Below are 13061 nucleotides of genomic sequence, written 5' to 3' on the forward strand. Positions count from 1 at the left end.
ATTGAACAGTAAGATTAAATTCTTTCAATCGATTCATTTTAAAATCGCTTTGGTATTCGCTCTGGTTTTGTTAATCACGATCGAAATTATCGGGGCGGTTTTTGTGCGTCAATTGGAGCGACAAAACTTAAACACATTTAAACAACAAATAGAGTTACCGGCCTATATTGAAAATTCTATTTCTGAGCAACTCTCAAATACAGATACAAAAGCTGCCAATAAAAAAATCAAAGCAATTTTGTCTGATGTCAATAACGCCAATATCACTGAAATCCGTGTAATTGATAGTAAAGGAATTATTCGCGGGACCAGTAGCGTCAATAATCAATCAATTGTTGGCCAAAAGACCACGAATGAAGATATCAAAAAAACAATCTCGAATAATCGGTCCTATGACCAAAACGTGTATGACGACAAAACCAATACACGATATTATGTTTCATCCTTACCGTTATTAAATAGTTCCACCAATAGTAGTGTGGCTGGTGCGCTGTACATGAGGGCTAATTTGGAAAGTGTTTACGCCAGCATTAATAAAATCACCCTCTTAAGTTTATCGGCAGCGTTAGTGGCGATTGCGTTAGGGTTATTTGTCGCAATTGTTATTTCCCGGGCAATATCAGTACCAATTGATGAAATGAAGAAACAATCGATCCGAATTGCTCGTGGAGATTTTTCTGGTCACGTTAAAGTCTATGGTAATGACGAGTTGGGACAATTAGCTGGAGCAGTTAATAACTTATCCGTTCGTGTTGAAGAAGCTCAAGATTCTACTGAAGCAGACCGTCGTCGATTAGATGGAGTGTTGCGCCATATGTCTGATGGTGTGCTAGCGACCGATCGTCGTGGAAATGTGACGATTATTAATGAAACGGCGACTGATCTGCTTAGTTCCTCGTCAGAAACTACCGTCGGGACTTCAATTTTAGATGTATTGCATATTCGAAAAGATTATACCATTCGTGAATTACTGGAAAGTGAAGAAGAAATTATCATTGATCTTTCTACTGAAGCTAACGAATTGATTTTGCATGCTTATTTTTCATTAATTCAACGCGAATCTGGATTTATCAGTGGCTTGGTCTGTGTGCTCCATGATGTCACCGAACAACAACGAGAAGAACAAGAACGTCGTCAATTCGTTTCCAACGTTTCTCATGAATTGAGAACACCTTTGACTAGTGTACGTAGCTACGTCGAAGCACTTAGTGATGGTGCCTGGAAAGACCCAGAACTAGCACCTAACTTTTTAGCCGTGGTCCAGGATGAAACTGAACGCATGATTCGGATGATTAATGACCTACTGAGCTTGTCTCGGATGGATGCCGGAACATCTAAGTTAAATTTTGAATACATCAATTTAAATGAGTTAATTAATTATATTTTGAACCGATTTGATATGATTTTGAATAATCCTGATGATTCACAACCAAGTAAGACGTATAAAATTGAACGGATTATCACCGATAAAGATCTTTGGGTCGATATCGATACTGATAAATTCACCCAAGTTGTTGATAATCTGATGAACAATGCGATTAAATATTCTCCTGACGGGGGCACGATTACCGTCCGCTTGTTAGAGACACATAATCATGTGATTTTGACGGTTTCTGACCAAGGATTAGGAATTCCACGTAAAGATATTGCCCATGTCTTTGATCGCTTCTTCCGAGTGGATAAAGCGCGCTCACGTAAGCAAGGTGGGACTGGTTTAGGCTTGGCAATTTCTAAGGAAGTCATTAACTTACTGGGTGGTCAAATTTGGGTCGATAGTGTGGAAGGTAGAGGATCGAACTTCTATATTTCACTACCTTATGTACCTTATGAAGGGGATGAATGGGACGATGATTCGGAAAATTCGTAGTAATTGGTTACCAATCTTATTAACCATTGCGATTGTTGTGAGTTTACTGTTGTCTTGGGCAACGTGGACTAATCCGTCGCGAGACAATAGTACCGATACTGACGAGTCATCGTCGACCACCGCTAAAGTCACTAATCGAGCCATTAGCGATGTCTTTTTGCCAACCCAAATTATTAAAAATAATACTGATGGTACCCAAAATTTAATGTATCCCAAAAAACGTAACTTAGTGGTTTCAGCACAGCAAATTTTACAAAAATGGAAGTTTGGTCGTGTTGAAAAGTTATCGACGGGTAGTCATAGTAAATATTTAAGTTATTTACAGCGAAAAGATTCATTGGTCATGAGTTACAACGATGCGGTGACAACCAGTGTCTTGAATAAAGTTTACGATCAATCCATTAATACTAAAAAAATCAGTAAAGTACAACGAATTGTGGTGCCAAGACATAATCCAAAATACATTTATTTGTTAAATGACGATGGCTTTAAAGTTTATCGCGCGAAGATTAGTAAATTTAGCAGCATGAAACTACTTCGTCAAATTACTGGTGAATCGGCGAAACGTTATCCAATTAAAACACGACTGTTAAACAAGACGATTATTATTGATTATACAAAGCCAATCAAAGTACCGACATATAGCTATTTGTTGAGTAAGCAAACAGGGAACAGCTTCATGTCAACGTTGATGAATGCAGATCAAAATGAATCAGTTTCGATGCATACCGAGGACAATGTCACCACTTACACTGATGGAACTGATAAACGGATGAGTGTGGATAATAGTACGAGCATGGTAACTTATGAAAATTTTGCTTCGAAGGATCGAAGCTATTCCGATTCAGAATTACTGACTGACAGTTTTAAAAAGTTGACTACCATTGGAGTACCACTGGATAATACTCGGTTTGAGAGTGTGGATAACAGTAAAAATGTGGTCACTTATCGTGATTATGTCGGTGGGATTCCAATTTATAACTCAAACAACTATGGAACTATGACAGTTTCATATTCAAGTAACAACGTGCAACGATATACATTTTCTTTATTTAGTTTACAAGTGCCAGTACCAAATAAGCTTGACAGTAAAGAGTTACCATCAACCGATGAAGTCATTAGTAGTCTTGAAGCTAAAGGCATCAATGAAAAAGATATCAAAGGAATTCGTCTTGAATATGAGTGGAAGGCGAGTGAGTCGTCTGATATGGTGATTGACCTCGAGGCAAATTACTATGTTAATTACAATAATCAATGGGTTAAATACACCGATGTCACTAATAGTGACTAGAAAGGAGGGAACTGAAGATGAACTTTAGAAGAATTCAGTGGATTTTTCTGGTGGCATTTATTGCCTTAGATGTATTTTTGGGTTATTCGTTTATTTCCAATAATGATTTCACCATCAGTGTTGCTCAGACAACTCGGGAGCAAACAATTGTTAATGAAATGAAAGCAGATGGCATTGAAACTGGTAAACTTTCAACAAATCGGCAATCTGGTTATTATATTTCCACGACTGGTAGTGGGATTTTACAAGATAAACTAGGTAATTTGAAGGGTCAAACACCAAGTTATAACAACGGTGTTTTGACGAGTAACTTCGATCAACCAGTTAAGATTAACGTTAAACATCCAGAAAAGACGCTTAACAAAATTGTAGCTGATAAAAACAAAGTTCTGTTCGGTTCCCAATATGTATATGATGCTGAGTTATCCTCAGATTATGACAACGACGTAATATATGTCCAAAAAGGCCCATCATTGAATGTTTCAGGAACGGAAGGCCAGATTAGGTTCCGAGTGAATTCAGAAAATCAAATTATTAGTTATAGTCAGTCGTATTTGAACAATATCAAAACTTTACGTGAAAAGGCTAAATTAGTCAGCGAGCGTAAAGCCGTGTTATATTTGTACCAACATGATAAAATTTCTAATAATTCAAAGATTAAATGGACTAAGCTAGGCTATACCCGTCTGTTAGCATTAGATGATGATAATGCAGTTTACATTCCAACCTGGATGGTGGCCATTCAATCTAAAAATAGTGATAGTATAGAAATTAAACGAGTTAATGCCTTTACTGGGACATTAAGTAAGACCGATGCAGATACGCTTGATGAAGCCGCATCGGAATCGAACTAAGGAGATTTTTAACGTGCAAGCAGTTGATCAATTACAATATAGTATTTTAGCTAGTGGAAGTTCTGGGAATGTGACTTATTTGGAAACCCCAGAACATAAGATTTTAATCGATGCTGGCTTGAGTGGCAAAAAAATTAAAGAATTAATGAGTTCCATTGGTCGTAATATTGAAGACGTGGACTCATTATTTGTGACCCATGAACACTCAGATCACGTGCACGGGGTTGGTGTTTTGGCTCGTAAATATGGAATGGATGTCTACGCCAATGAAGGCACCTGGAAAGCGATGGCTAAAAAGGTTGGCGAAATTCCATTTGAGCAAAAAAATATCTTTGGTATCAATACCACACTAGATTTTGGAGATATGGATATCGAAAGTTTTGCGGTGTCGCATGATGCCGCAGAACCCATGTTTTATCAAGTTCATCATGATGGAAAAGCACTTTGTATTTTGACTGATACAGGGTACGTTTCCGATAAAGTCGCAGGAACCATTCGGAATGCGGATACTTATTTGATGGAGTGTAATCATGACATTCAAATGTTACGGGCAGGATCATATTCGTGGCCATTAAAGCAACGAATATTAAGCGACGAAGGGCATTTATCTAACGAAGATGGTGCTAACGCTATTATGTCAGTTGTTGGAGACCATACTAAGCAAATTTATTTGGGCCATCGAAGCCCAGAAAACAATCTCCGTTCTTTAGCACATTTAACCGTCTCAACGATGCTGCAAGAACATGATTTTGGTGTGGAACATGACTTTTATCTTCACGATACCGAACCTGACCAAGCAACTAAATTGAGTTCATTGTAGAAGAGTTATAGTTTCGTGGCATTTATTTCATAATATATTCAAATTTAATTGTTATTCTATTCATAACAACTAAACGGGAGGATAACATGCAAAATAATGATGAAGAAACACCTAAAAAGAAAAGACGTTTCAAACTTAATTTGTGGTGGAAAGTTGGCTTAATTGGTTTGGCTGCCGGATTGATTGGTGGTGGGGCAGCTTATGGCGTTGGGTCATATCTTTCTGATGGTAATGTTAGCAGTTTACTGTCGACACCATCTAGTTCGAATAAAAAAGGTGGCACGAAAGTTAACCAGAGCAAGGTAACTGGAACTAGCCAGTCGACAAAAGCCTATAAGTCAGTTAAAGCTGCTGTTGTGTCAGTTGAAAATTTACAGGCAGAATCAAGTAGTTCGGACAGTCTGTACGGATATACCACTGGTGATAGTTCTTCATCAGATTCTAGCAGCTCAGATAGCTCCTTAGAAGCTGCCAGTGAAGGCTCTGGTGTCATTTACAAGAAGGATGGAGACACGGCTTATATCGTTACTAACAATCACGTGGTGACCGGATCATCAGCGATCCAAGTGATTTTAAGTAATGGTAAAAAAGTGACCGCTACAATTGTCGGAACTGACTCAGCAACTGATTTAGCTGTCTTAAAAATTAGTTCTAAAAATGTAACTGCAGTCGCTAGTTTTGCCAATTCAAATGAAATCGATGCTGGACAAACGGTCTTAGCAATCGGCTCACCATTAGGTTCTCAATATGCCTCATCAGTGACCCAAGGAATTATTTCAGCCACTAAGCGAACAGTGCAAGTGCAAGATAATTCTGGTAATACCACTGGGAACGCAACCGTTATTCAAACGGATACCGCCATTAATCCTGGTAATTCAGGAGGACCACTGATTAACTTAGCTGGACAGGTAGTCGGCATCAATTCGATGAAATTAACGACTGATGATTCTGGTACGAGTGTTGAGGGGATGGGCTTTTCAATTCCAAGTAATGAAGTTGTGACGGTGATTAATAAATTAGTGAAGGACGGCAAGATTACACGGCCGGCTTTAGGTATAGAACTGGTTAGTTTAGATCAAGTCACTAGTTCACAACAATCTTCAGTATTAAAATTACCTTCAACAGTGACTAGTGGGGTCGTGGTGATGTCCATCTTGTCACCATCAGCTGCTGGAAATGCCGGCTTAGCTAAATATGACGTGATTACTAAAATGGATGGTAAAAAAGTCACTGACGAAGCTTCACTGAAAGATGTGTTGTATGACCACAAGGTTGGTGATTCCGTTTCCGTCACGTATTATCACAATGGTGAAAAGAAAACCGCAACAATCAAACTCTCTGAATCAACCTCAACGTTGAGCAGTAGTAGTGATAGCAGTAGTTCATAATAGAGATTCAGATAAAACTCCGTCTTGGAGTTTTTTTTTGAAGTAAAATCCGAACGATGTGAAATAAGGACACGCTAGGGATGAAAGTGCATATACATTTTAAAAGAATGAATATTTGACCAGAAAGAACAAAAATACGACACATTTAGCGTATATATCGGATTAATCACGAACAATAAATAGAATTATATTCTAAAATTAGAGATTAATAGGCAGATATTGAAATATTTTCCGAACAAAACTTAGTTCAAAAAACCATGTAGTTCATGCTGAATTATGCAAGATATTTTCTAATAAATTTGGATGTGGAAAACTATGTGGAAAACTTCTGTTATAATTATTAAGAAAATATAAATGCCGCAGAATGGGCATTAACACCTGGTGTAAAACTTATCCACAAAGACGTGGATAAGTTGTGGATAACTTTTTAAAATAAAAAAAAAGAATGCAATAATCGTTGATATATCAGTCTTTGAAAGCGTGTTAAACGAACGCTTGTTTCTGTGCAAAACTGTGGATAACATTTTTGTATAAAATAACGGTGTCAATAGAGTTTGAAGATTATTTGAACTTTTTTTATACATTTTAGAAGTCTGCCTGTGGAAAACTCTGTGGATAACTTGTGGAAAAAGAGGTAGTTATGAACATCAAAATAATTGGGGTTGGAAAACTCAAAGAAAAGTACTTTAAAGATGGCATCGCGGAATACGCCAAACGACTAGGAAGGTTCACTAAATTTCAAATTGTGGAAGTTCCTGATGAAAAAGCACCGGAATCACTGAGCTCGTCGGAAATGGAGACCGTTAAGCAAAAAGAAGGCGAGCGGATCTTGAGCAAAATTAAAGACAAAGAGTATGTTTTTGCGTTAGCGATTGAAGGTAAGGAGCGTTCTTCTGAGGAGTTTTCCAAAGAACTAACCCAATTGGCTACTTATGGCCATTCAGATATCACGTTTGTGATTGGTGGCTCGTTAGGCTTGGATGCCGCTGTCATGAAACGTTCAAATGCACAAATTTCGTTTGGTCGATTTACATTACCACACCAATTAATGAGATTAGTGTTAACGGAACAGATTTATCGGGCGTTTATGATAAATGAAGGCAGTCCTTATCATAAATAATCGGATAAAAAAGGCCAATCTTGCGATTAGCCGTTAGAGTCTATTAAGCGTGCTTGAATTGCATTTGTCCGATGTTATGCAAAACATTTTGTATGATTTTAAAGCCAAGGATACACAATAATGCAATGAAGATACCCACACCATTATCGAAAATTCTCAATTCACTGGAAGCAGATAGGCCGTAAATACTTGTCGCTAAGGTTAATGCGCCAAAGCAATTAAAGACACTGTGTAGAAAGTAATTGATGGTTAATCCAAGCCCAAAACCTGCTGTTGGTGCTAAAATGAAAAACCATTGTTCCGGCAAATAAGTGACGCTTAAAACAAAGAGTATTGAACCGATAACTATCCCTGCAAAGCGATGTGTTGCGCGGCCTAGATAACCACCAGATTGAGGTAATAAGATCGACATGCAGGCATAACCTAGCCAAACTGGACGGTTGATATTGGCCCAGTCAGCAATCGCGATGACAGAACTGACACCAAAAGCTAGGCGAAGCTGCCAGTGCTTTAATTTAGTCTGTAGGTTAAATTGAGAAAAGACATGGTGTAATCGGTGCTGCGAATCAAAAGCACTATGTTTGAAAATCATAATGAAGGATAGAATAGTAAACACGGTAATCAGTGCGATGGCTCTTGTTTTAATCAAGCTACCCGTCACCGTCATTCCGGTAATGAAAATATAACTGAAGACATACACACCGGCATTACCAAATTCTGGGCGAGCACTAGTTAAGATGATTATCAGAAGTAAGCTCAGAAAATTGGCAATAAATCCTAACGAAGTTGGCAGTGCAAACCAAGCTATGCCACCGATAAACATAATGAACAAAACGATGGCCAGTGATACAATGCTATCACTTGCACGATAGCCGAACCCGACAAAGTGCATTGCGATAATCATACAAAAACTGGCCACGGCTACGCTACTATTAGCTGATCCAAACAATTTGATAAATAAGGTAATATAGACGATGGCAAATGAGAGTAGAGAGACGTCTCGGAGCAATAGAGCTTGAATATAACGTTTCTTTTCTTGTGATTTTGCGTTTGCTATTTTAATTCTCAGTGCACCGGGACTGAGTTGAATTAATTGGTAAATAAGATCCCCTCCAAAAAGTAGTGTTGAGGAGTATAGCAAGTTATCATTGGAAGTATCAATATTTCCTTTGGTAATAGCTGATAAATATTAGCTATTTTTAAGAATATATTTTAAATTGCACAGTGCAGATTTAAATCAAATCAATTTGTCGTATGAGTGGAAGGAATAAGCATGAAACAAATAGTTATTGGGACTGTTGCCCATGTTGATGCTGGCAAAACGACGTTATCTGAGTCGTTGTTGTATCAAACGGGTGAAGTTCGTACAATGGGACGCGTTGACAATGGGGATGCTTTTTTAGATCCAGATTTGTTGGAAAAAAAGCGTGGCATTACAATTGCCTCTCATCAAGCCAATTTTAAGACAGATAAGCTCGAAGTAACGTTGCTAGATACTCCAGGGCACGTGGACTTTGCGAATAAAACTGAGCAAGTTTTAGATGTGTTAGATTACGCTATTTTAGTTGTTTCAGCGACTGATGGAGTTCAAAGCTATACACGAACTCTGTGGCGATTATTAGAGCGTTATCAAGTACCTGTGTTTATCTTCGTTAATAAAATGGATGCTGCAGGGGCCGATAAAAATAAAATACTCGCCGAATTAAAATCAGTGTTATCCGACGTCTGTGTCGATTTTACGGAGCCTCTAAAAGATGAACGTTATGATGAGATTGCGATGCAGGATGATGCAGTTTTGGATGATTACATGGAAACTGGTGTGATTCAGGATGAACAGGTCCAAAATTTAATTAAACAACGACGAATAATGCCAGTTTATTTTGGTTCAGCGTTAAAATTGAACGGTATCGACGAGTTAATTAGTGGATTAGAACGCTGGACTGTCGCTTCTTCTCAAACCAAGGCAGATTTCGGAGCGCGAGTTTTTAAAATTTCGTACGATTCTCAAGGTGAACGGTTAACTTGGATTAGAGTGATTGGCGGGACGCTGAATAATAAAGCAGTACTATTTAATGACGAAAAAGCAAATCAATTGCGAATCTATAGTGGAAGTAAATATGATTTGAGTCAGCAAGTATCAGCTGGTGAAGTTTGCGCTGTCACGGGGATTAAGACTTCATTTCCAGGCCAGGGATTAGGGAGTGAAAAAAATAGCCAACCGCTATCGACACAGCCAGTACTGAACTATGCTGTAGATTTAAATGGTCATGATGTCAAAGAATGTTTGGTGGCACTTAGGGAACTTGAGGATGAGAACCCTCAGTTACATGTGACTTGGTCTAGTCATTTACAAGAAATCCATGTCCAAATCATGGGAGAGGTTCAGTTGGAAATCTTACAACAGATTTTGGCGAGTCGATATCACTTGGACGTTGAGTTTGGCGAGAGTAGTATTTTGTATCAAGAAACGGTTTCTCAAGATGTCGAAGGGGTTGGTCACTTTGAACCACTGAGACATTATGCGGAAGTTCATTTGCTATTATCACCAGGCCCTCGCGGCAGCGGGTTAACATTTGCTTCTGACTGTAGTGTAGATGTTTTACCTAATAATTATCAGCAGCAAATTTTAACCAGTTTAAAAGCCAAAGAACATTTAGGTGTGTTAACCGGATTACCTCTAACTGATACGAAAATTACGTTGATTAATGGCCGGGCTAGTATTAAACATTCAGTAGGCGGCGATTTTCGAGAAGCTACTTGGCGTGCAGTTCGTCAAGGACTCATGATGTTAAAACAATCAGGCAACGTTCAATTATTAGAGCCATGGTATCAGTTTAGAATTGAAGTTGATCAAACGCATGTGGGTCGGGTGATGAATGATGTACAACGAATGAAAGGCATTTTAGATTCACCCAAAACTAGCGATGCTAATAATGGTTTATCTATTTTGACCGGTACGGCCCCGGTATCGGAAATGAATGATTATAGCCAGGAAATAAATAGCTTTACTCACGGACAGGGTCAATTTGAATGTGTTTTCACCGGTTACCAACCATGTCATAATACAGAAACGGTGTTAGAACAATTTGATTATGAGCCGGTTTCAGATTTAGATAATACACCGGACTCATTGTTTTGTGCGCATGGAGCTGGTTATCCAGTTAAGTGGAGTGACGTTCCGGCCGCAGCGCACGTCGAATATACAAATTTACCAAATTAGAATCAACGAAAGTTGGTTCTTTTTTTGACTTTGATTGAGCGAACTTCGCCGTAGTTCAATGGACATAGAGGTATAACGATAATCGGTGAAATAACTCAACTCACTGCGTTTAACTACAGATTATTCGATTTCTACGAAACGAAATCATTCATAATCTTAGATTAATCCTCGTGAGCTTTTCGAGTTATTTCATACCTAAATTTAGTTTATATTAAAAAGAATTTTAGGGTTGCCATTTGAACTGGCGAACTGCGCCATAGTTCAATGGACATAGCGGTAATAGTGATAATCGGTGAAATAACTCAACTCACTGCGTTTAATTACAGATTATTCGATTTCTACGAAACGAAATCATTCATAATCTTAGATTAATCCTCGTGAGCTTTTCGAGTTATTTCACACGTAAATTTAGTTTATATTAAAAAGAATTTTAGGGTTGCCAAAACTTTTATAAGCATATATAATGTTTAACGGACGGAGGACTAGTCCATGGTTAAATGAAAGTCATAAGCTTCCAACTGTAATGCAGTTGGACGAAAATCTTTATGAAATTTATTTAGCTGTTTTGACAAGTTAATATAGTACTGGGGAAAGTACTCGTCCATCAAATTTATGATGGTAGGAGGTTTTGTCATGGCAGACGAAACAAAGAAAAAAAGCGTGAGTAAACTTGATGCGGAAAGCTCAAGTTTAGGTGAAGTAAATGGTTCGATTGCTGCACCAAAGGATGGCTCATTTTGGAGAAAATTACTCGCTTTCTCAGGACCAGGAGCTTTAGTAGCTGTTGGTTACATGGATCCAGGTAACTGGGTTACTTCAGTTAAAGGTGGGGCAACCTACCAATATACGTTGCTGTCCGTTGTCTTGATTTCATCATTAATTGCGATGATGTTACAGTATATGGCGGGAAAGCTTGGTATGGTTAAGCACGAAGATTTGGCACAAGCGACTCGAGCAAGAACCAATAAGTTCGGCGGGATTGTACTTTGGGTAATTTCGGAACTTGCACTGATGGCGACCGATATTGCCGAAGTTATTGGGGGCGCAATTGCGCTTCACTTATTATTTGGCTGGTCCATGATTGCTTCAGTTCTGACCACAGCGTTAGATGTATTGCTATTATTGTTACTGATGCGGTTTGGATTTAGAAAAATTGAAGCTATTGTTGTTACTTTAATTTTAACGATTTTGTTGATTTTTAGTTATTTAGTCATTTCAGCTTCGCCAAATGTTGCTGCGATTTTTGGTGGTTACTTACCCCAATTACAAGCAATCAGTAATCAAGGAATTCATGGAGCTGATTCACCACTCTTAATGGCATTAGGTATTATCGGGGCAACGGTTATGCCTCATAACTTATATTTGCACTCTTCAATTTCTCAAACACGTAAAGTGAATCGTGATGATAAAAAAGAACTGCGCGAAGCCGTTCGTTTCATGACTTGGGATTCAAATATTCAACTTTCATTAGCTTTTGTTATTAATTCGATGCTGTTAGTTTTAGGGGCAGCAATGTTCTTTGGTCATGGTGATTCAGTTGGAACGTTCAGTTCTATGTACAATGCGCTTGGTGATAAAACAATCGCTGGTGCAGTAGCATCACCAATACTTTCAACGTTATTTGCAGTTGCCTTGTTAGCATCTGGTCAAAATTCAACCATTACTGGGACACTGACTGGTGAAGTCGTCATGAATGGCTTCCTACGTTTGCAGATTCCAATGTGGCTACAACGTTTAATTACTCGTGGATTTGCCTTAGTACCAGTTGTCTTCTTCACCTTGCTGTATGGTGGAAATGAATCAAAATTAGATCAACTTTTGGTTTATTCACAAGTGTTCTTGTCCGTTGCGTTGCCATTTGCAATGGCACCACTAATTATTTTTACCAGCTCTAAGAAAATTATGGGTGAGTTCGCTAATTCTAAATGGATGACTATTATGGCATGGATTGTCTTCGCTGTGTTAACATTATTGAACATTCAATTAGTCGTTCAAATTATTGGAAGCATTTTCTAGGGGGATGAATAAAATGGATAATAAATTATCATTAGATATTGAACCTAAACATTTTCATACGGTTTTAGTTGGTGTTGATGAATCTCATCAAGGCTATGTTGCACTCGCAAATGCAATTCATCAAGCGAGTGAGGATAGTGCCAAGTTAGTCATTGCTTCGATTCTAGAATTAGGCGATTTATCTACTTTTGATGCGATGAGTATCCCAGTGATTCGGGAAAAAGAAGATGAACTTCAAAAGCATTTGGACCGATACAAAGAATATGCATTGTCTCAAGGCTTGACGGATGTAGAGACAATTGTTGGTAATGGTAGTAAAGCAGGCGCAGTCTTAGTACAAGATCTAATTCCTGAAACTAACGCTGATTTAATTATTATTGGAGCTCATTCAAAAGATGGATTTTTAGATTATCTTGGTTCACAAGCCGTTTACGTTGCTCGTAATGCTAAGATTTCATCAATGATTGCTCGTTAAAATGTTTCAC

The 13061-nt window shown here is 38.2% G+C and carries 10 protein-coding genes; 9 read left to right on the forward strand and 1 reads right to left on the reverse strand.

What is annotated here, in order from left to right; translation table 11 throughout:
* Position 1: 1 nt before the first annotated feature.
* From walK to rlmH, 6 genes are all read left to right on the forward strand, one after another.
* The gene (gene walK / locus F0161_RS00135; protein WP_137601264.1) at positions 2-1867 is read left to right on the forward strand and encodes a cell wall metabolism sensor histidine kinase WalK; all 1866 of its coding nucleotides are present in this window, start codon (positions 2-4) and stop codon (positions 1865-1867) included.
* Complete coding sequence (locus tag F0161_RS00140; RefSeq protein ID WP_190318878.1) at positions 1848-3158, forward strand: YycH family regulatory protein; 1311 nt, start codon at positions 1848-1850, stop codon at positions 3156-3158. Before walK ends, F0161_RS00140 begins: the two co-directional genes overlap by 20 nt.
* 17 nt (positions 3159-3175) lie before the next feature.
* The gene (locus F0161_RS00145) at positions 3176-4012 is read left to right on the forward strand and encodes a two-component system regulatory protein YycI (protein ID WP_150202968.1); all 837 of its coding nucleotides are present in this window, start codon (positions 3176-3178) and stop codon (positions 4010-4012) included.
* A 13-nt stretch (positions 4013-4025) separates the two neighbouring features.
* Positions 4026-4832, forward strand: a complete 807-nt coding sequence (locus F0161_RS00150; protein ID WP_225423145.1) for an MBL fold metallo-hydrolase — start codon at positions 4026-4028, stop codon at positions 4830-4832.
* Between the two features lie 86 nt (positions 4833-4918).
* Entirely contained in the window at positions 4919-6220 is a 1302-nt protein-coding gene (locus tag F0161_RS00155) for a S1C family serine protease (RefSeq protein WP_150202972.1), read from the forward strand.
* Between the two features lie 640 nt (positions 6221-6860).
* Positions 6861-7340, forward strand: coding sequence for a 23S rRNA (pseudouridine(1915)-N(3))-methyltransferase RlmH (rlmH, locus tag F0161_RS00160; RefSeq protein WP_150202974.1), 480 nt, complete (start codon positions 6861-6863; stop codon positions 7338-7340).
* Between the two features lie 43 nt (positions 7341-7383).
* Here rlmH and F0161_RS00165 read toward each other — a convergent pair whose 3' ends face one another.
* Positions 7384-8244 carry an FUSC family protein gene (locus tag F0161_RS00165; protein WP_150202976.1) on the reverse strand — a complete coding sequence of 287 codons (861 nt, stop codon included), beginning with the start codon at positions 8242-8244 and terminating at the stop codon, positions 7384-7386.
* Positions 8245-8613: 369 nt separating this feature from the next.
* On the opposite strand from F0161_RS00165, the gene F0161_RS00170 reads away from it, so the two are divergent.
* From F0161_RS00170 to F0161_RS00180, 3 genes are all read left to right on the forward strand, one after another.
* On the forward strand, positions 8614-10560 hold the full coding sequence (locus tag F0161_RS00170) for an elongation factor G (protein WP_150202978.1): 1947 nt from the start codon (positions 8614-8616) through the stop codon (positions 10558-10560).
* Between the two features lie 633 nt (positions 10561-11193).
* Positions 11194-12576 (forward strand): Nramp family divalent metal transporter, encoded by a 1383-nt coding sequence (locus F0161_RS00175; protein WP_150202980.1) that lies wholly within the window; start codon positions 11194-11196, stop codon positions 12574-12576.
* Positions 12577-12589: 13 nt separating this feature from the next.
* Positions 12590-13051, forward strand: coding sequence for a universal stress protein (locus F0161_RS00180; protein ID WP_150202982.1), 462 nt, complete (start codon positions 12590-12592; stop codon positions 13049-13051).
* Positions 13052-13061 lie beyond the last annotated feature (10 nt).

Source organism: Paucilactobacillus nenjiangensis, assembly GCF_008632615.1.
GTDB lineage: Bacteria > Bacillota > Bacilli > Lactobacillales > Lactobacillaceae > Paucilactobacillus > Paucilactobacillus nenjiangensis.